Raw genomic sequence first — 19,341 nt, 5'->3', positions numbered from 1 at the left:
CATTCTGACCTTACTAGCTTTCAGATCGCTGCAGAGCTCGGCTATTTGACAGCGCTTATTCTTTCGTTTTTTCAAAAAACATAGCGGTGTTACTCCCGAGCAGTTCAGAGCAACAAATAAGAAGTAATTACCTTAAAGGTTCTAATTTTAGAAGTTCAAACATTCTTCTAGAATTATAAGATCCATATGGATAAAGTTCAATAATTGGACCCTTTGGTCTACACAGTAAAGCTTAAAACCCCCTTATTTCAACAAATAAGGGGGTTTTCATTTCAGAGTAATAAAAAAGATTTTTATCGCTATTAGTTTAGCTTTTCTTCTCAAGTTCTCTATAATCTTCTTTTGCACTTCACTAATCAAGCTTCATCGGTATAGCTATTATTATCAGTAGTCTACCACCCTACTCTCCTACTTAAAACTCATCTCATAAACAATTTTAAGTTATGAATTGTGAAACGGGAAAACGAGACCGATCAAACAGATTAAATAGAGCTGACTCGTCCTGAAAAAAGTTGACAGTTGGTCCCGTCCTGGAAAAAGTTGACGATTTTGAGTTGATGATAAATTTGAAGAATTAATACGGCTATAGCTTGTCAAATGTATTGATTTGCTCTTTTAATATCTAGTTAAGGACTAAATTAGCTTGACCCTTTTTTATCCGGTAACTACTATTATCGCAGCTGTGGACTTGTGGGTAACTCTGCAAGAGTTATCCATAAATCCACAGCTTTTTAGCTTAGAACATCAGCTCCACTGACCGGTGACTTGCTTTTCCAATGCTTCACCAGAGGCTCTTCCACCTGATGAGCCTGTGAGGGGGTTAAGTAACTACAGCTCATATGTGGGCGAAGCGTGTTGTAATTTCGGATACCCTTTTCTACAGCCAATAGAGCCTCCATGTGTGTTTTGAACACCTGGTTGAGCCTGAACTCATGCTTGAGTATACCATTCACCCGTTCGGCAATCTGATTCTCATACGCCTCACCGCTATCTGTCATGCTGATGGCAATGTCTGCTGCCTTTAGCTTCTTTACATATTCAAAGCTGCAGTACTGCACGCCACGGTCAGAATGGTGAATAAGCCTGCTACCTTGTTTGCTGCGTGTGGCAAGCGCCATTTCTAAAGCTTTCAGGCAGCCTTCCGTGCTTAAGAACTGATGCAGGCAGTAGCCTATAATCTTCTTGGAATATGCATCAGTAATCAGAGACAGGTAGTTAAAGTCGAAGCCCACATAGATGTAGGTCATGTCACACACCCAGACTTGCTCTGTCTCCAGGACAGGGAGCTGCTTGATCAGGTTAGGGTACTTTCTCAGAAGATGATTAGAATGGGTGGTCTTGGGCACAGACCTTTTATGGCGGATGAGCAGGCGGTGTTCCCGGAGCAGCTCATGTAGCCTGTCCCTGCCCATGGTGATGCCGCTTTTCTGCAGGGGCTCCCGCAGCAGAAGATACAGCTTCTTGGTCCCCAAGCCGGGAATCTCCCTTCTGATGGCAGTAACCAGGTCCAATGCCAGCATGGCCTGGGCAGCACGCTGATCCAGGTGCGTCCTTTTCTGATGGAATGCTTGACGGCTTTTACCAAACAGTCGGCAAAGGCAACCGACACTTACCTTTGCTCCTCCCTTATGCTGCAGGGTCAGGACCGTTTGGTACCAGACTTTTTTCGTATCGAGATCTTGAGGTCCTTTTCAGCCACCTCAATCATCGTGTGCAGGGCCAGGATCATGAGGTTAGCCTCCTCCAGTGCTTTCTCCAGCTGCTTGTTTCGCTGATTCAGGGCTTCCAGGTTTTGCTTTTGCTTCTCATTCATGGGAGGTAAAGATATAAGCCCTTGCTCAATTTTTTGCTGATAGTCAGCCACCCAATGATGAATAGTTTTGACACTGTGGATGCCAAGTTCCTGCATAATTTGCTTGGCATCTTCGCCTCCAAAAAGTACGCGAAAGGCAGTGGTCTCTTTGACTTCCTCGCTATACTGATAGCGGTTAAGTAGTTCTCGAATGTGGTCTTCCATAGGGATAGTTTGTTTGAAAAACTGTCAACCTATTTCAGGAGAAGACCAGCTGGTGCTTAATCCTGCCAACCCTTTACACCCTTATACCGCCACCACAGGCAAGGTGTTCTGGCAGCGACATTTCTTCTTGCCATGCTCCTTTAGAAGTTGCACTTTATTGCAGGGGTACCTCCTTTCCCTTCTTGGTGGCATAATAGTTTTTCCAGTGCCTCTTCAGCTCGCCGGTTCTGCCGTGCGCCTCCACTGGTGTGAGCATGTCCACGCTCGAGTGCGGGCGCTGATGGTTGTAGACGCTCACTGCCGTGGCCACGGCCAGCTGGGCCGCCGGAAAGCCTGCGTACAGCGTCTCCAGGAGTTCCTGCTTGAGGACACCGTTCACCCGCTCGGCCAGCGCATTCTCCAGCGGGTCGCCACTCTGGGTCATGGAGATGGCAATGCGCCGCTCCTGCAGCAGCCTGACATATCCTTGGCTGCAGTACTGAATACCCCTGTCGGAGTGATGGATGAGGTAGCCCTGCATGGGGCAGCTGGCCAGGGCCATCTCCAGAGCCCGGATGCAGCCCTCGGCGGCAAGGTCCTGACTTAGGTAAAAACCGACGATCTTGCGGCTGTAGGCATCGGTCACCAGGCTCAGGTAGGCAAAGCCCTCCTCCAGGTGGATGTAGGTGATGTCGCTCACCCACAGCTGCCCGGCCGCCTTGGGCACAAAACCTACGGCAAGGTTCTCGTACTTGTGCAGCCAGTGCCCAGAGAAAGTGGTCTGGGGCCTGGAGCGCCTTCGCCTCCTGACCAGCAGATCGAGTCCCCTCAGCAGCTCAAAAAAGGCGTCGCGGCCTATTTCAATGTCATGGGCAGCCATAAAAGGGGACATCATCACCAGCAGCTTGCGCGCTCCCAGCCGCTTCTGCGTGCGCCGGATTCGCAGCACCTCTTGCACCAGCAAGTCCTCTTGCAGCGCTTGCCGCTGCCGGGCTTTGAGATGCTGGTAGTACGCCTGTCTACTGTAACCAAACAAGCGGCAAAGCACTCCAACTGCTTGGAAGGGCGTTCTTTGCTCTACTCTCAGGATTGCTTGGTACCAGACTTTTTTAGGATGGGGGCTCCGAGCTCCTCCTCGGCTATGAGGATGGCCTCCTGAAGGGCCTGGTTGTAGAGCCTGGCTTTGCGCAGCTCCGATTGCAGGGTCTCGACATCGGTTGGTAGCCTGTCTGTAGGCAGTTCCCGCAGCAGTCTGGCCCTTCTGATTTTGTGTGGTTTTTTCATGCGCCCTTGGTACTCCTTAACCCAACGGTGGAGGCTACGGTAATCAACACCACATCTGTCGGCCACTTCCCGGTAGCTCTGCCCGGAGGTGAGATACTCAGCTACAATACGTTCTCTTAATGCTTTGTCCTTCATTTTCGTTGACTTTTTTGTCAACCTATATCAGGACTAGGTCGTGTTGACAATTATTGAATGATTTCGTTTTCCTGTTGTTTAAGTACTAAAAAGCTTATGCGACGTTACGAAATCAGCGACCATGACTGGCAGCGCCTTTCCCCTCTGCTCCCGGGCAAGCCCGGTGATGTGGGATGCACGCCCAGGGACAACCGCCTCTTCCTCAACGCCGTGCTCTGGATTGCCCGCAGCGGCGCCCCCTGGCGGGACCTGCCCGAGCGCTACGGCCCCTGGAACTCGGCCTACCAGCGCTTCCGTCGCTGGGCCCGCAAGGGCGTCTGGCAGCAGGTCTTCGAGCAGCTGCAGGAGCCGGACCTGGACTGGCTAATGCTCGACTCGACTACCGTCAGAGCCCACCAGCACGCGGCAGGGCAAAAAAACAACGGCAGAGGCGGAGTCGCTGGGCCGTAGCCGTGGCGGTTTCTCAACCAAGATACATGCCTGCTGCGATGCCTTGGGCAACCCCCGCCGCTTCATTCTCTCCGCCGGCCAGCAGTCAGACCACCGGCAGGCCGTAGCCCTGCTGGGTGATGACACGCCGGGAGCCGTGGTGGCCGACAAGGGCTACGACAGCCATGCCTTCGCCAAGGTCATTGCCGACCTGAAGGCAGAAGCGGTCGTTCCCTCACGATCTAGCGCCAGGCAGCCACGCCCCATCGACGGGAACCTCTACAAGGACAGAAACAAGATAGAGCGCTTCTTTAACAGAGTAAAGCACTACCGCCGCATCGCCACACGCTACGACAAAACAGCCTCCAGTTTTCTGGCTTTCCTGCACCTGGCTGCAACTATGATACTGCTGCTCTAATTGTCAACACGACCTAGACAACAGCTGAATTAGAGATGGAAGAGTTAACGGCTATTACAGAAAGTATTCAAAACGAACTTGGCATCGAGGCAGAAATAATCTTTAGGCATGCGCTAGATGAAAGCTTAGGAAGCAAAATAAAATTGGAATTAGTCGCGTCTATGCAGCCTACTGATGTTCGAAGATTCTTAGGCATAAAAACACTCAATTTATAAGCCTAACAAGCAGCCTGTATGCCCTTAAAACTTTTAAGGCGTATCAAGTAAGCGTATTACCTCCTCAATCTGCGAGGAAAGCTCACTTTGAGCCAGCTTCAGCTTTTCAACGGCAATACTGTTGAGGCTGTGGCTGTTGGATAGCTTTTCGTGCTTCTCCAGGATGTCGAAGTTGTCGGAAAAAAGAAGGTCCACGTGAAAGTGCTTGCTGTAGAAGCTGAACAGAAGTAAAAGCAGTTCGATCGTCCCTCCCACCCCGTTCTCTAGCCGGGATATCTGGTTCTGGTTCACCCCCATGGACTCTGCCAGGCTCTCCTGCGATAAATCAAGCCGCTTTCGCAGCAGCTTTAGCCTTTGGCCTAACTCCTGTATGCTTACGCTCATACCTGTAACGCTGTGATTAGTGTCTTAACCTCATTTCTAATTTTATTGTAGTTCGCTCTCAGGATTTGGTCTTTCTGGTCGGGGGTACCAAAGTTATAAAATTTTGGCAGGTCAAGATACTGCTTTTCTTCCTGTTGTATGTTATCAAGGTCAAGATTAATTTTACAGTGGTAGGTACTGGCAACATACTTTCCGCTATACGCTTCGCTATCGGAAGCCACCTGTCCTACCAGCTCACCGGCCTGCAAATTGGCTATTTTGGATGCCGGAATGAGCGGCCCCATTTCCTCGTTCATATTCACTGAGGTACGGTTACGGTCCACACTAAGCCCCTCCTTTAGCTGCCTCACCCTACCAAACAGTTTTTCCAGCCAGTCAAGCGTCTCTTTATTACGGGCAGAGCCCGAGAGTACATTGGCCGCTACAGAGCAAATGGTGTCGGCTGTTTCCCTGCCATATTGCTGCCGCAGCTGCGGTAGTTCCTGCAGGCCCAGCAGCACAGCTATCTTATTGCTCCTGGCAGTAGCGATCAGGTTCTCCACCCGGTGTATGTAAAGCGTAGGAGACTCATCCACGATCAGCCCACAGGGCAAGTTCCCCTTTGTATTGATCAGGCGTGTCATGCGATTGAGGATAAGTGCATTGCAGGCGCTGTTAATGCTCTGTGTGGCCGGGTCATTTGCAATCACCAATATAGAAGGGTTTTCCGGGTCCGTTATCTTTAAATTAAAGTCGTCTCCTGATAGTACCCAGAATGTTTCTTTTGTGGCCAGTCGGCCAATATTAATCTTTAAGGTGCCAATCTGCCCTTCCAGCTGCTCAAAGGCTCTGTTCTTATAGGCTGTGGCAAAAGGCGAAAGCAGACTCTCCAGCTCAGGTTCGGAAAAGAGCACCTCGAAAATCTGATCATAGCTAAGGTTAATGAAAGAAAGTACATGCGGAAAAGAAGAATACCGCCCCCCTTCGTGGCGGCTCAGAAAGTAGATGCAACTAGCCAGGAAATTAACGGCTGACTGGTTGAAGAATTGCGCAGTCCCAGAGTCCCTGTCTCCTTTCCGCAGCGCCTCCAGCAGCGCCTCAGCCGTTTCGGTGGCATCAGCCAGGGTAGGCAAGTACTCCGGCTTTAAAGGGTTAAACCTCCTGCTGTGCTCTACGCTATTAAAATTAATGACATGGAACCTGTGGTTTTTCAATATCCCTCTCTTTCTATTGACCAGGTAATGGTAATAAGCCGTTCTAGCCAGGTCTGGAAACTTGAAGTCGTAGACCATCATAGAGAAGCCTTTCCCCAGAAGCTGTTTGATAAAAGGCAACACCACCGAGAAAGACTTTCCAGAGCCAGGTGTACCGATGAGCAGTGTTGCCCGAAAGGGGTTCACCACATTAAGCCACCCGCGGTGTATCCGCTTTTGGTAATAGTAAAGCATCGGGATATTCACCGAGAAAGGCGTATGTACCGGTTTCCTGGACTGCTCAAAGGACTCATTCTCCACGTTAAATTTGTCCTTCATCAATCGGTGCTGTATATGCTTGGAGATATTATCCAAGGCTATATGAATCATCATCGCACCTAAGAAGGAGAGCAGGATGTAAGCCGCATCAGACAGGGACACATCCCAGAAAAGAATACGGCTGCTTTCAAAGAAATAAAAGAAACCCGAGCCAAAGAAAAAGGCGCAGCCGATGAGCAAGGGAAGGAAGATATGCCGGAGCGGGTCAAGGTTCAGGTTCTTCCTGGCCTTTGTGCCAATGCTCACGATCAGAATCAACCCGAAAGTAAAAGCTTTGGAGAAGTAGATGTGCTCATAAATAGCCATACGCTTTACCTTGCGCAGTATAGGCTGCAGCTCATACATACTGCCCGAATCCATAAAGAGGAAAACAGCTACCTCTACCACAATTGTGAAGTAGATAAGTCCCTGCAGGAAGGAGTAAAGTTTTTTGATTTCGCTGGATTCTTCCATATCGTTCCTGATAAAGGTTATCCAATACTATCAGATAGATGTGAGGGAAAGTCTTAGCAGAATTTCTTTCCTGTGGAAATTCCCGTCGACTAGCCAAATCCTGCTCACAATGGAATTTTGATGCCCGCCAGCAAACCAGCTATGAAGTTGTGGTTTACCCGAAGCACGCCCTCGTTTTTCTGTTGGAGCATCAGCACCAAATTTCCCGGCAGCACATAGCCCAGCTCCAGGGCTGCCTGCAGGGCTCCTATGAAGTGCTCGGTGTTAGAGCCAATGCCCGCTCCCAGGCGCAGCTTGAGAAACGTGTTTCTGGAACGGGAAAGCATGGGTTTGTAAGCAACCCCCATTAACCAGTTTTTGCTGTCGTCCACGTTGCTCTTATAGGCATCACTGAAGATCTCATAGGAATTGTGGTGGCGTTTGCTAAACTCCAAGGCAAGGTTAGCAGTTAAGGCATCTTTGTACATCCAGCCGCATGCCAGGTTCAGGTGGGTGTAGCCCTCTTGCGCTCGGCACGGCAGCACAACTAAGAGCAGTAAGGAAAGGAGTAACGACTTTCTCATAAGGTGTCTGCATGAAGGATGTCGGAATAGTCAATTTTAAGGGAGATGGTGCGCCCCGAGATCTGCTCCTCGGCCACCTCAATATTGAACACCTTTTCCTCTGGGAAAGTAAACTTCCTGAACACAAACACGTTCCGGTACTTACGCTTGAAGTGACCCGTGTCATAAAGCTGGAAACTGGGCTGTAGCTCCACCTGCTGAAAGTTAGTGGCCTTCACAACTTTTTTATCCTCAACCTTAAACCGTATTTGATCGACCGTATAGGGGATGTTGGTGTCATTTCTAAGGGAGAGATCAATAAAGAAATAGTCCCCCACCGTATAGATATTGTTCAGCCTTGCCCGCATGCCCTGCCCTTTCGTAGTCACACTATTGAACTGGGGTTTTCGCTGGAGAGCCAGTAGCGCAAACCGTGCCATGTCCTCCCGGCTCATGGCCACAGCTGGGTTCAGGTAATCATCTACCTGGGTAGGGTCTATACGCACCTCCGTATCTGCCCGATCCGCTCGGCTGTAGGCCAGCTTATATTGTACTAGGAAGCGCTCTCCAACGATGGTGATAATACCCGGTTTTGCTCCGCCATGCTTGGGTTTGACCCGAAGGATATTGGCAACAGGTATGTCTCCGGCCACATCATCTGTAGAGATATCTACATACTGTATCGGCTCAGGACTCACAATATGCGTGGAGATGCTCTCATGCACGTGCACTACCTGAAGAGAATCCTGTGCCGAGGCTGAAAACAGCAGGGCAAACAACACATATAGAAGGAATAGCTTTTTCATATTATTGGGCTTTATTATCTATCAAATAAACAATGGTGTTGTACTTTAACTTAGCTTTGTTCTTCCGGATGGCTTTGCCTGCGGCGCGGGTGGTGGTCTGAGAAACCCTTTCCAGCATAGAATAAAGCATCTGATTGGCATCGTCAGGTGAATCCTCAAAAGTCAGTGTCTGACCACTGCTCACATTCCCGGCAAGCTCTTTTGTAAAGTCCCGGAACTGCGAATCTGGGACATACAGCCCAGCCAAGCCGTCGTTGTCGTAGATACTCAGGTCTACCGGGATGATTTGGTTGCCGTAGAGTATAGAGCGGATGGCTATCTCAATTCGTTGGGCACTGAAACCGGAAACAGTGCCGTAGAGGTAGCTGCCTTTCTTTATTTCGTAGTCCCGCACATAGATGTCGTCCAGCAAGCGAATCCTGATCCTGCCGCCTTGCATCACCTTCAACCCTTCGTCCAGAATAGCTCTGATAAACTGCTCCTCACTGTCAGCTGTAATGGTATTGAAAAAGGCTTTATTCGTATTCCTGCTTTTGGTCACGGGTAAAGGTGTCGGCTCTTGCTTCTCGGAAGCCGGTACATGGGCTTTCATCGGCTGTGGCCCCCTACGAGAAGGCACAGGTTCCTCTCCTACCCGGCTCAGGCTGTCAATAAACATCATCTGCTCCCGGAATAGCCGCATTTCCTCTTCATATGCCGATTCAACTTTTCGCATAGGTCGGGTTGACCGTCCAGGCACAGAGGCAGAAGCCGATGCATAGCGCTCTGAGCTGAGGCGCTGCCGCTGGCTTACACGCTCCATAAACCCCTCCGGCTGCTGATCCGATAGGATACGGTTATTGAGACTGTCGAGCATCCGCCGCTCCTCTTCCGTGTACACGCTGCCATAGGCAATGTCCCTGGGGTCTACCCTATCCTCCCCGATTTCCTGTATGGCCGAGTAATCGGTCCTATACTTAAACTCGTCCCGAAAAGCCGAGAACTTATCCTTCATGTCCCGCTTTCTCAGGTTGGCATCCGGAAGAGAGGTATTAAGAGCTGTTGTCTCGGTGAGTTCCACTTTCGCTTGTGCGGCGGTGGCCGCCGGTGTCATGTCCAGCCACAGGTAATTAAGCAGGACAAGGAAAGGCAGTATGATGAGCGGGATGGCATATCTGGGATGCCGAAAGTTAATTCTCTTCATGGATGATTCGGTTTAAACGCTGATCAATAGCTTTGAGAAAAACACTGTCTTGGGCACGCAGGCTGTCAGGATCCAGCTGCCTGGCCGTGTTGTAGAGCTTTATCAGCTCCAGCATATCTGCGGTACTTGACCTGCCTATAGTCATCTTGTCGCCAGAAGTATCAAGCTGCCTGTACAGCTTGCCAACCGACACGGCATAGTTTCCCTGGTGCAGGTGCCGGACGGCTAATAGCCCCATGACAGCCACAGACAGTAAAACCAGCATGGACAGCACTACTGCTTTAGGATTCGAGGCACAGTAGTCCCTGACACTTTCCCTGAGGTATGAAAGCCTTTGCTTTATGTTACCGCTAAAAGGATTTCTTTTCGACATACTCCAAGTCCTTGTTCATGACCGTTTTCCAGTTCTTTATCAAAAGTCCATGGGGGTTGTTCTCTGTGCGCGGCACTTCCTCAAGATCCCCCTCTGTGACAAGAAGTCTTTTCATCACAGAGGTCTCCCGCTCAATGCGCTGTGTGGCGTAGTAGGTAAAGTGCCTGTTTTCGTCCACTTTAACGCTATCGGTTTTGATCGTCAAAACCGCAGAGCTTGCCAGGATCTGGTTATAATAGCCCTTCTCCTTCAAGTTGTTGTATTGTGCCAGACCGGATTCATCCACCAGGTACATGGCCTTGGAGATGTTATTCTTAATGTAGGCGTCATCTGGAGGTAGCGTGAAGAAGAGCAGGTGAAACATGTTCACGTGCGACTTGTACTCTACTGTCCGGTTTACCCCCAGCTCGGTCTGCTCCACCAAGAGCGGCACCGAGTGGTCGATCACATAGATCTTCTTCCGTTGCTCCTCGGCATAACGAAAGGCAAAGGCGCAAACCGTGCCTACTATAATGATGGAGGAGATAAAGCTGCCGATACTCACGGCAAATGCCAGCTTCATTTTCTTTTCGAGGTTGTTTATCATAGCAAGCGCTTTTTAGTTTATTTTAAAATTCCTCCGGCCGCCTTCGCAGCTCCTCCTGCCATTGTACCAATGGCATTACCCACACCCGTGGTGTGCACGATCCAGGTGGAAATAATGGGAATGGTCAGCATGGCCAATCCTCCCACAATCAAGGAGACGATGTAGAAACTGATGCCGCCCGAGGGGAAGGAAACGTAGGCAATGAACATCTCTTCGTTGCCCAGTACTGCCTTCAGGATATCTATTTCCTTCATCAACCCATACTTGACCAGCACAAAGGAGATGGACATAACGATATAGCCCAGTCCCGAGTACAGCCCCACGGAGATATAGCGGGCAATCCAAGTCAGGTAAGAGTCCCGAAAGCCCGGCAGCACGCTAAGGGCAAAGGAGAAGGGACCCAGGATCACCAGAATGCCTGCAAAGATGATCTGTAGGAAATAGATAATGTAGGAGCATACCTGAAAGATGCTGATCACAATCCACTCAACCACCATCATCGCCGTAAAGTGCAGCTTGGCCATCAGCATCAGGTAATAGCCTTTCATTTTGTTAAACAGGGGCTGCAGGTCAATCCCCATAGTTTCGTACCAGCTCGCGTCACTGGCTTCACTCTCAATCCGCTCAAACTCGGCGCTGCTCTCAGAGAGTTTTCGGGCCACAGAGTCTACCAGCGCGAGGCGTTCCCGGTGCAAATCCTCCACCTGGTCTACCTGTGCGCCGTACATGCCTTTTGCCTGATCATTGACTAGCTGCAGCGGCAGGTTCACAGCATCGATAAACCCTGGCCAGAAAACAATCACCAGTGTCAGGGCGAAAGGGCGCAGCAAGGGCATGATGCGAAGCGTTTCATCCCCGGCCATCATTTTGTAAGCCTCCAGGCCAAAGTAGAGCAGCATGCTGATGGCGCAAAGCGCCTGCGCATCATACAGAAAAACACTCACCAAATCCTGTATATTGAGAAAGAGCCCGTCGAACAGGTCAAATATGGCTTTATCGATCAATTCACGCATGGCATCATTCGGTTAAGTCCTGACTCGTTTTAAAGAGAGAGATGAGCCGCCTGAAATCATTCCTCAAGGCCGTAAGCTCCCCTATGTATACCCGCAGCTGCTCCCCTTTTTTGGCATCGTCCAGGTAAGCGTCCAGGATGATCCCGATGTCGGCGTTGATTCTGTCCCGCTCGGCATGGATGGCCAAAATATAATCTGCCTGCACCCCGGCCTGCACCGCCTCGGCATTCATCCCCAATAGGGCAGTGTTGAGTTCATCGATCTTCTTTTCATACAACAGGTGGTAGCCTTTATTCAGGGACCTGTCGGCAAACTTGAACATCTCCTGCTCATATACTTGGCTTATTGCTTCCTCCTGCGCCTGGGCCTTCACCCTGTTCTGGTTCAGCAAAGCCATGGTAGGGGCAAGCTGCAGCATGTTCCGCCTGTCAGGTCCTTTCCTGTACTTGTTATGGAAAAGAATAAAGTACCATTTCGGGTTGAACTTTCCCCAACGGGTAACAACCTCCCGCTCCAGCTGGTACCTTGTGTTTTTGCTGTTAACTGGCTGTACGCCTTGCCCCAGGGCATCTGTAAAGAGGCCAGGAAGCAGGGCCAGGCACAAAGCGGGTACAAATATTGAATTCATAGCAATAGAGATAATTTACTTCTTGATTGCCTTGTACTCATCCATCAGGGAGCGGATGATCGCCTGGCTGTTGTCAGGGTAAGTGAGTCCCATCGGATTCATAGTCTTCAAAAGTCCCGCGTACTTGGCCACACGCATCTTGCGCGTAATGGAATAGGCCAGGCCCCGCATCACCCGCAGCTCGTCCACTACGTGGCGGATCAGGGTGAGCCTGTCGGCATTGTTCATTAGGTTCACATCCGTGCCGATGACAGCTACCTGGTAGATATAGGTAAACAGGTCAGATGTCCGGTTGAGCAGCTCCAGCTCTGTCTTGGCAGCGATCAGGAGCAGCTCGTTATCACCGCGCGCCAGTTCCATCATTTGGTTTTGGTAGCGGCCTATGTCTGCGGCAATTTGGGAGGCGTAAATAATGTTTTTACTCTGCCCGATAATGGATTGCACGGATTTAAGGGAGTTGTACATCTTTTCCTCCAGCTCCTTGATCTGCGTCATCTTCAGGCTGATGGTCGTCTGCAGGGCCGCGATCTTTCCTTCGTTTTCCTTAATGTCGTTTAAGGCCGCCTGCTGGGCCGTGTGGTTGACAACAAGTGTGGAAACGACCGCTGGGTCAAAAACAACCTGCTGGGCTAGTACATGACCTGTTACCAGGCTCATGAAGCTAAGCGTGTAGAGGTACTTTTTCATAGCTGCGTTGCAAAATCAGGTGAACAAATTCATTTAGCTTGAGCCCCGAGGCCTTGAAGTCTGCGACAAACCTTTCCAAGGCCTCCCTGAAATCCCCATACTTGCTCAGGTACACTTGCATAGCCTCTTTTTCCTGGCGCTCGGTGGTGAAGGTCAAATACTCTTCCAGCGATACCTCCACACCGTACACCTCACCGGTGGCCCCACGCTTGATGTAGACTTCCTTGAAGCGGCCCCGCCCCTCTTTGTTGTCGAGGCTGTTGATGGTAAATATTTTCTTGCGCTCCACCTCATTGATAGAGAGCAGCGCGGCGATCTCATCGAAATTGTCCTTGAATTTGGTCTGGTCCAAAAGGCAGATGGTGTCGGAGTTGTTGATGATAGAGTTCTTAACCACAACATTGCCGATGATATCATCCAGCTCCTGTGTCACGACCACGGCCTCTCCCCAGAATTTGCGGACCGTTTTATAGACGTAGAGGATATAGCCGGCCATCAGCGGAGAGGCAATGGCCTTCCAGGCCTCCTCGATGATGAGCGCCTTACGGTTCTTCTTGTGGCGCATCTTCTGAAGGAACACATCCATAATGATCAGGGTGGTGATCGGGAAAAGTACCTTATGCTCCTTGATGGCATCAATTTCGAAAACAATAAAGGGCTCATCAAAAAGGGTGGTATCCATCTCGTTGTTCAGGATCTGGCCATACGCCTCCCCTTTGCAGAACTTCTTGAGGATAAAGCGATAACTGGTCAGGTCAAAGTCAATGGACTCTTTTTGCGTGATCTCGTCGATCTTTCTGATGGAGAAGTCATAGAAGGACTGGAAGGAAAGGTAGCTGCTCTCCAAGCCGTTTTCAAAGTAGTATTGGTAATAGGAAGTGATAACGGAAGAGAGGACGCTGTCCTCAATTTGGCTGACAGTGCCCTCGGCACCTTTCCAGAGCAGGCCCACCAATGACTTGAGAAACTCCCGCTTCTCCTCGTTGAATTCGGCAGCAGAGATCCGGAAGGGGTTCATGGTGATAGGCTGCTCCTCAGAGTAGGTAATGTAACGGCCCCTGTAGTAGGCACACAGGCCGGAGTAACTGTGTCCGGTATCCACCAAAATAACATCTGTGTGCTGCAGGGCATACTGCCGGATCAGGTGGTTCATGAAAAATGACTTCCCTGCTCCCGAAGGCCCCAACACGAACTTGTTACGGTTATTCATCCGGCCTGAGAAGATGGGCGCATCACTCGTGTCAATCGTGATAGGAATCCCCTGCCGGTCCGTGAAGTATACCTGAAAGCTGGATGACTCACTTTGCAGCAAACGTTCTTTAAAAAGCAGACATAAGGCCGCGTCTGAAGTAGTCAAAAATTTATCATATACTTTAAGCTCCGAACTATTGCCGGGCAAGGCACACCGGAATAGTTCGAGTTGGTTATATGCGTTTCGGGAGGGAATAATACCAATGGAAAACAAAGCGCTTTCCAGATAGTTAGCAGCACGGTCTATCTCCTTTTCTCTGGCTGAAAGCAGCACGCTGTAGTGTCCGTACACGAGCAGCTGGTTATCCTTGGCGATATCGGCCATCACCTGATCAATATCCTGCACACTCAGATCATTGGCCGGGTCAGGCATGGAGAGGTGTTTCTTTCTTTTGGCCTGCAGCCTGGCCAATTCATGGCGCTGATCAGGGATTTGGATTACCTGGTTGTACACCAGGCAGTCACAACCTGGCACCTGGTGCAGAAAATGCATCAGGTCTACCGGGAGGCTGTACCCTATGTGAAGCGCTGTGTTTGGCTTAAGATTGGACGGGAAGTTGATCTCATCTATGTCCACAAGCGAGATACATCGGATAACGCTGCCACCAACTTGCAGGCCTTCCTCTGAGGCAAGGAGGTTATTGAGCGCATAAACCTCATCGGAAAAGTTGAAGGCAAGAATGCGGGAAATAAACTGCTTCACCTCGGTCTCTTTCAGAGCATAGGGCTTGAAAGACCTGCTCTCCAGTATGTCCAGCACTTTGGCAACGTTCCGCTGGAATGCTTTGAAGTCTTTCTCGTCATATGTAAAGAAGCTGGAGCGCCGCACGCCCCTTGTTATAGTCAGATATGTAGAGACGTCCAGGTACTCTCTTCCTGCAAATGTCTCCTGAAATTTCTGACTCAGGAGGTCATCCGTTTGCTTCGGCACATAGCACTTCCTGGCTAGTATGTCCGTTTTCTGAAGGGTGTAGCCTGCGCCTAGAATTTTAACGATGTTGGCAAAGGTCTGGTGGAAGAGATGGTAAGCCTCCACGTCTGCACAATACTGCAGGGCAGGATTTTGTACTTTGATGATAACCGAATAATCTCCGCGCTCATGATATAGAATATCATGGGCATGACGGTCTATGCCAATGTATGGCAGACCAAACCGCTGCTTTTTCATGGCTGAGAAAAGTGATGACGTTAAAGTTGTGCTGCCAGGGCCAGGCTCCTATCTTCGTGCAGAACGCTTCCATTGTGCGGGCATGATGTATACCCCTTTGGACTTCGTTTTATGATGCAACCCTTTCTTCTGCTGCATAGCCGTAAACCCCATACCGCCGAAAGTCACGATCACCAAGGCTACCAGACCTGAAAAGAAGTTGAGCGAAACAGATAAGACAACTGCCGCAAAGAAGCCAGTTAGAACGGAGGCCAGACCCCAGTAGATATATCTACCTTTCAAAGATTTAAATACAAGGGGTTTTTGCAGCCCCTTGTAGACATTAAATCCTCTGTTAGCTTCAGGAGCCACGGCTTACAAGCCGAAGAAGGCTTTGATCACTACCCCCACCACCATCAGGAATACGCAGGACCCCATCCACCCCATAACAGCCTTTTGTGTGTCCTGGTCCCCGGAGTTCCACTTGATGTACACCCTAACTCCCCCAATCAGGCCAACAATGGCTCCGATGACCAGGATTAGGTTGCCTACAGGGTCAATGTAAGTTTGGAGTTCAGAGGCTCCGGCATCAATGCCTCCGGCCCCTTGAGCAAAGGAAGATGGGACAGCGAGGACTACCAATACGAGCATAGCAAGTAACTTTTTCATAATCTCTGTCATTGAGTTAAAAATTTATGAAGAAAAAGGTATTGCGTTTGAAAGTCGCCTGGCGTTCTGAAGGAATTCCTCTAGGGGTATCCCCTGCCCTATCACGGGCATGGCGACACTATTCTCAGAGACCGTCTGGTGCGCAAAGGCATGCCCGTCGGCTGCAATAGGATATTCTTGGGGGCCGCTATCCAAGGGTTGCTCCTCCTGCTCGTAATCCTCATAATCCTCCTCGAATTCTTCCTCCAGGTAATCCTCGTCCACAATGTCTTGGGGTGCCTCTGTAGTGTCTACTAAATCTGAAACACTGTACTGCGCTACCATATCTGCGGCTACGCCTTTTGCATTTCGAAGGTACAGGTCAAACAACAGGTTACCTGCATAATAAAGCACATAGAGTACTGCTACCGTAGCAAAGAAAACGCCCCAAGACATAGCTATATAATTTAAGTTAAAACATCAATTTACAAACTAGACATTCCTACTTTAAATATATAATTGATATGAAATACGGTTTTATACTTATACGTATATTTTAAGATTAGATTATTTATTTATATACTTTTTTACCTAATGTTACAGATTCAGCTTAGTTCAGGAACTTGTTATCCGTTCTATCACGGAGCCTTTGGATCTCCTCTTTATGCTCCTCAATGAATTTGGCAAACAGGTAGCTTGCCAGCACATTGATTTTGATCCCTCCTTTTTTCTTCAGTAGGTCTAGCACTTCGTGTATATGCACGTCCACATAAACTGTTTTGGAGGTAAAGGTAAACTCATCCTTCGCCTTATCGAGTTCAGCAAGCAGTTGTTCAAAGTTTAAACCTGATGCTGCTTTACCCGAAGCCTTTGCCGCTGTCTTTTTCGAGGAAGGAGCCTCCTGCCTTTTGCCTGCTGTAGCGTTAGAAGAAGCCTTAGGCTTTTCACCGTTTTTGCCCGATTTTGAAACTTCTCGCGCCGTCTCTTCTCTTTCCTCAGGAACTGGTTGAACAGCTTTCTCTTCTGCGTTTTTCTGCTGGGGAGCCTGTCCTATGCTTTGCTTAAAGCTCTTGATGTCAAACCCCTTGTTACCTGCTGTAGCCATGAATATTATACGTTATTTAATTAAAATGTTTCAATTATTGAATATTAATATAAATTTTATTTAAAGAATCTTCTATACTGTCTCTAAATACTCATTATATATATACCCAAAAGACTTGTCGAGCACCCCTCGGATATCCGAAGAGATCGATACGGTATCTATGCGTTGAAATCCTACCCGGTCTGGCAGCGCCGGAGCCACAGTGCCGAACTGCGCCAGCTGCTCATCCACTGCAGCTTTCAATTCATAGTTCACGGAGGACTTCAGGCGGTTTGGCAGGAACACGATCTTTACCTGCGGGTTAACATGCTTGGCCACCTGAACAAAGAACATGGTGGACTCAAAAGTCATCTTTTCATAGGCAAACGGACAGACGATTACTTCAGCGTCCTGGTATACAGCAATGAGCTCGTTCGTGTCCAGCCTGCCAGGCATGTCCATAATAACATGCCCCCCTTGCAGACTATCAATATGCACCTTGTATTTCGGGTACTCCTCTACCTCCATCTTGATAACCTCGTACAGTGGGTCATTGGCATATAGCTCCTTCTCCTTCTCCCATCTGGAGTAGATGGAGTCCTGAAAGTCCATATCCAGGATGATCACATTGTCCTTTTTCTCTAAGGCCAGATAATTAGCCAGCAGTATACAGGTGGTGGATTTGCCTACCCCTCCTTTTTGGTTTGCTACTACAATTTTCATGTATTAATCGTCTATGTGTATTATCGTTTTCGTTGATTCTTTCTCTTCCTATTCTCTCCCTGATCAGGTCCGAGGTTTGACTCCATAAGGTAAAGCATAGAAGCTACCAGTTGACCGGTGGTCCCGGAAGACTGGGTCCATGCGTCCTGCAGCCTTTCCTCTCTCGCCCGATCACTACCCTTATCAAGCTCAACAACCTGCACAGCTTGAAAGGCAGGCCTCTCTTTTGTCAGATCTGCCCAGGCATACACCCGTTTCTGCTGATGATCAATCAGGAAGTGCTTTCCGTCTGCTTGGGCGATGCTCCAGCCGCAACTGTCCAGTATTTCCTGCAGCGGCCTGCCGCTGGCAAGGCCGCTGTGCAGTTTGGCGGCTACCACCTCCTTCTCCAGAGGGTCAGAAGCCTTCGCAACCGACAGATCCGACTGCTTTACAAAAAACAGCCTGGCAAGCAGCCTCATATCCTTATCGCTCGTCACGGCGTACTGCCGCGCCTCCTGCAGCCTTTCTTGGTAAAGCAGCGCCCTGACATGGGTCTTATCAAGCATCAGAACAGGGATGCTGCCTTCTTCATCTCCCTTGATGCGGATCTCTCCCTTTTTGTTGACAAGGAGCCCTGTTGCCTCCAGCTGTCTTTTGAAACCGGTGTAGCACAGCCCCCTGTCTGTAGAAAGCTTGGCTATGAGCTCCCGTCCAGCCTGTATTTTCTCTTCTCTGTTAACACTGGAAAGCAGCTCGTCGAGCTTCATCACCTGGGAACCCTTCAGCACCTGTTTGCTGGCATGGTCGAGAATCGTGTAGCCATAGGGAGTGCTCTTCCCCTTTGCCTGGTGCGCCACCAGCTCTATCCCGAACTTTTCCTTTAATAGCCCGGAGAACTGCTCCACCGTTAGGCCTCGTTTATACTTGCGGAATATGGCTTTCACCTGCCCTACACGCGCATCTGGTGCTTTATACTTCGCTATCCTGTCAGCAACTTCTTTGCTTGCAAAGGCATGTACCACTGAACCGTACTTAATGAGCTGGTACTGCCCATCCTTCTCCGTGACTTTCACGCCTTCCCTTTCGAGCAGCAACTTAAACTGAGCTTCTGAGGAAAATCCATATGCCAGCGCTTTAGTCAAGCATGTTTTTACCTCGTATTCCACATCCTGCATCATAATCTCCTGCATCACTTTCTGAGACCTCATGTTTTCATACTTGTCGTTCACCTTCTTCCCCTCTTTGCTTACCCTGGTAGACACCATGTGTACATGGTTGTGCGCAGTATCTGAATGAAAGTAGATAAGGTAGGGGTTATCATGGTACCCCATGCGCTGGAGGTATTTCTCCGCGATTTCCAGGAGTTCCTCCGCACTCTTCTCCCTTCCCTTACAGGAAATAATGGCATGGAACTGGGACTTTAGCACTGACTCGTTTGTGTTTGCCACCAACGTCATGTACCTGATATAATCCTCCTGCTTCAAGTTTCCCGCAGCCAGGTTCAAGAAACCGAAGTTCTCAGCCTTGAGCAGCTGAGCTGCACCCTGTGCTCTTTTCTCTTCATTGTAAACAACGCCATTAAACCCGGCAGCGGCAGAAAGGATTTTCACGATCATAGCCCACTCATTAACGCTTCAAAAATATAACAAATAATAACTTTCACATAAAAGTTACTATATATTATTTAACAATTTTAAACTATTAGATTTTATTTAATAATTATTAATTGTTATTTATGATATAAAGCTTAAGAATTAATACTTAATATTTATTAATTCTTACTTATTAATTCTTACTTATTAATTCTTACTTATTAATTCTTACTTATTAATTCTTACTTATTAATTCTTACTTATTAATTCT

The 19,341-nt window shown here is 49.0% G+C and carries 23 protein-coding genes; 2 read left to right on the top strand and 21 right to left on the bottom strand.

The window, feature by feature from the left end:
• Nucleotides 1–731: 731 nt before the first annotated feature.
• The 4 genes from C8E01_RS18435 to C8E01_RS18420 all read right to left on the bottom strand — a co-directional run bounded on the left by C8E01_RS18435 (nt 732) and on the right by C8E01_RS18420 (nt 3,415).
• Complete coding sequence (locus C8E01_RS18435) at nt 732–1,637, bottom strand: IS3 family transposase (protein WP_262509650.1); 906 nt, start codon at nt 1,635–1,637, stop codon at nt 732–734.
• A 2-nt stretch (nt 1,638–1,639) separates the two neighbouring features.
• Entirely contained in the window at nt 1,640–2,017 is a 378-nt protein-coding gene (locus C8E01_RS18430) for a COG3415 family protein (protein ID WP_116544941.1), read from the bottom strand.
• A 154-nt stretch (nt 2,018–2,171) separates the two neighbouring features.
• Complete coding sequence (locus C8E01_RS18425; protein ID WP_243409700.1) at nt 2,172–3,083, bottom strand: IS3 family transposase; 912 nt, start codon at nt 3,081–3,083, stop codon at nt 2,172–2,174.
• Nucleotides 3,080–3,415 carry a transposase gene (locus C8E01_RS18420; RefSeq protein ID WP_116544939.1) on the bottom strand — a complete coding sequence of 112 codons (336 nt, stop codon included), beginning with the start codon at nt 3,413–3,415 and terminating at the stop codon, nt 3,080–3,082. Before C8E01_RS18420 ends, C8E01_RS18425 begins: the two co-directional genes overlap by 4 nt.
• 96 nt (nt 3,416–3,511) lie before the next feature.
• Here C8E01_RS18420 and C8E01_RS18415 point away from each other — a divergent pair.
• Both C8E01_RS18415 and C8E01_RS18410 read left to right on the top strand, forming a co-directional pair.
• Nucleotides 3,512–4,262, top strand: a protein-coding gene (locus C8E01_RS18415) for an IS5 family transposase (protein WP_116544938.1) whose coding sequence is annotated in 2 segments (ribosomal slippage) — nt 3,512–3,844 and nt 3,846–4,262 — 750 coding nt in all. Because the reading frame shifts where the segments join, the coding sequence is not laid out codon by codon here.
• Between the two features lie 35 nt (nt 4,263–4,297).
• A complete protein-coding gene (locus tag C8E01_RS18410; RefSeq protein WP_116544937.1) occupies nt 4,298–4,477 on the top strand; it encodes a hypothetical protein in 180 nt (59 codons plus the stop codon).
• A 33-nt stretch (nt 4,478–4,510) separates the two neighbouring features.
• Here C8E01_RS18410 and C8E01_RS18405 read toward each other — a convergent pair whose 3' ends face one another.
• From C8E01_RS18405 to C8E01_RS18325, 17 genes are all read right to left on the bottom strand, one after another.
• Nucleotides 4,511–4,861: a helix-turn-helix domain-containing protein gene (locus C8E01_RS18405; protein ID WP_116544936.1), complete on the bottom strand. Its 351-nt coding sequence runs from the start codon at nt 4,859–4,861 to the stop codon at nt 4,511–4,513.
• A complete protein-coding gene (locus tag C8E01_RS18400) occupies nt 4,858–6,825 on the bottom strand; it encodes a type IV secretory system conjugative DNA transfer family protein (RefSeq protein ID WP_116544935.1) in 1,968 nt (655 codons plus the stop codon). The genes C8E01_RS18405 and C8E01_RS18400 overlap by 4 nt, the downstream gene beginning before the upstream one ends.
• A 104-nt stretch (nt 6,826–6,929) precedes the next feature.
• Nucleotides 6,930–7,388 (bottom strand): hypothetical protein, encoded by a 459-nt coding sequence (locus C8E01_RS18395; protein ID WP_133242789.1) that lies wholly within the window; start codon nt 7,386–7,388, stop codon nt 6,930–6,932.
• Nucleotides 7,385–8,173, bottom strand: a complete 789-nt coding sequence (traN, locus tag C8E01_RS18390) for a conjugative transposon protein TraN (RefSeq protein ID WP_116544933.1) — start codon at nt 8,171–8,173, stop codon at nt 7,385–7,387. The genes C8E01_RS18395 and traN overlap by 4 nt, the downstream gene beginning before the upstream one ends.
• A gap of 1 nt (nt 8,174) precedes the next feature.
• Nucleotides 8,175–9,356, bottom strand: coding sequence for a conjugative transposon protein TraM (gene traM / locus C8E01_RS18385; RefSeq protein ID WP_116544932.1), 1,182 nt, complete (start codon nt 9,354–9,356; stop codon nt 8,175–8,177).
• Entirely contained in the window at nt 9,343–9,621 is a 279-nt protein-coding gene (locus C8E01_RS18380; protein ID WP_116544931.1) for a hypothetical protein, read from the bottom strand. Before C8E01_RS18380 ends, traM begins: the two co-directional genes overlap by 14 nt.
• 85 nt (nt 9,622–9,706) lie before the next feature.
• Complete coding sequence (traK, locus tag C8E01_RS18375) at nt 9,707–10,315, bottom strand: conjugative transposon protein TraK (protein ID WP_007661352.1); 609 nt, start codon at nt 10,313–10,315, stop codon at nt 9,707–9,709.
• Nucleotides 10,316–10,332: 17 nt separating this feature from the next.
• Nucleotides 10,333–11,328, bottom strand: coding sequence for a plasmid transfer protein (locus C8E01_RS18370; RefSeq protein ID WP_116544930.1), 996 nt, complete (start codon nt 11,326–11,328; stop codon nt 10,333–10,335).
• 4 nt (nt 11,329–11,332) lie between these two features.
• Complete coding sequence (locus C8E01_RS18365; protein WP_133242788.1) at nt 11,333–11,956, bottom strand: hypothetical protein; 624 nt, start codon at nt 11,954–11,956, stop codon at nt 11,333–11,335.
• A gap of 15 nt (nt 11,957–11,971) precedes the next feature.
• Nucleotides 11,972–12,643 carry a plasmid transfer protein gene (locus tag C8E01_RS18360; protein ID WP_116544928.1) on the bottom strand — a complete coding sequence of 224 codons (672 nt, stop codon included), beginning with the start codon at nt 12,641–12,643 and terminating at the stop codon, nt 11,972–11,974.
• Nucleotides 12,618–15,062, bottom strand: coding sequence for a TraG family conjugative transposon ATPase (locus C8E01_RS18355; RefSeq protein ID WP_116544927.1), 2,445 nt, complete (start codon nt 15,060–15,062; stop codon nt 12,618–12,620). The genes C8E01_RS18360 and C8E01_RS18355 overlap by 26 nt, the downstream gene beginning before the upstream one ends.
• Nucleotides 15,063–15,110: 48 nt before the next feature.
• Complete coding sequence (locus tag C8E01_RS18350; protein ID WP_243409691.1) at nt 15,111–15,344, bottom strand: DUF4133 domain-containing protein; 234 nt, start codon at nt 15,342–15,344, stop codon at nt 15,111–15,113.
• Between the two features lie 72 nt (nt 15,345–15,416).
• Nucleotides 15,417–15,710: a DUF4134 domain-containing protein gene (locus C8E01_RS18345; protein WP_025603778.1), complete on the bottom strand. Its 294-nt coding sequence runs from the start codon at nt 15,708–15,710 to the stop codon at nt 15,417–15,419.
• Nucleotides 15,711–15,734: 24 nt separating this feature from the next.
• Nucleotides 15,735–16,145, bottom strand: coding sequence for a hypothetical protein (locus C8E01_RS18340; protein WP_116544925.1), 411 nt, complete (start codon nt 16,143–16,145; stop codon nt 15,735–15,737).
• Nucleotides 16,146–16,299: 154 nt separating this feature from the next.
• Nucleotides 16,300–16,794 carry a hypothetical protein gene (locus tag C8E01_RS18335; protein ID WP_116544924.1) on the bottom strand — a complete coding sequence of 165 codons (495 nt, stop codon included), beginning with the start codon at nt 16,792–16,794 and terminating at the stop codon, nt 16,300–16,302.
• Between the two features lie 72 nt (nt 16,795–16,866).
• Nucleotides 16,867–17,496 carry a ParA family protein gene (locus C8E01_RS18330; protein ID WP_116544923.1) on the bottom strand — a complete coding sequence of 210 codons (630 nt, stop codon included), beginning with the start codon at nt 17,494–17,496 and terminating at the stop codon, nt 16,867–16,869.
• Nucleotides 17,497–17,516: 20 nt separating this feature from the next.
• Nucleotides 17,517–19,094, bottom strand: a complete 1,578-nt coding sequence (locus C8E01_RS18325; RefSeq protein ID WP_116544922.1) for a relaxase/mobilization nuclease domain-containing protein — start codon at nt 19,092–19,094, stop codon at nt 17,517–17,519.
• Between the last annotated feature and the right edge of the window lie 247 nt (nt 19,095–19,341).

Origin of the sequence: Pontibacter virosus (genome assembly GCF_003096355.1) — a bacterium.
Classification (GTDB): Bacteria; Bacteroidota; Bacteroidia; order Cytophagales; family Hymenobacteraceae; genus Pontibacter; species Pontibacter virosus.
The sequence above is the reverse complement of the archived record's forward strand: the minus strand, read 5'-3'. Positions and strand labels throughout refer to the sequence as shown.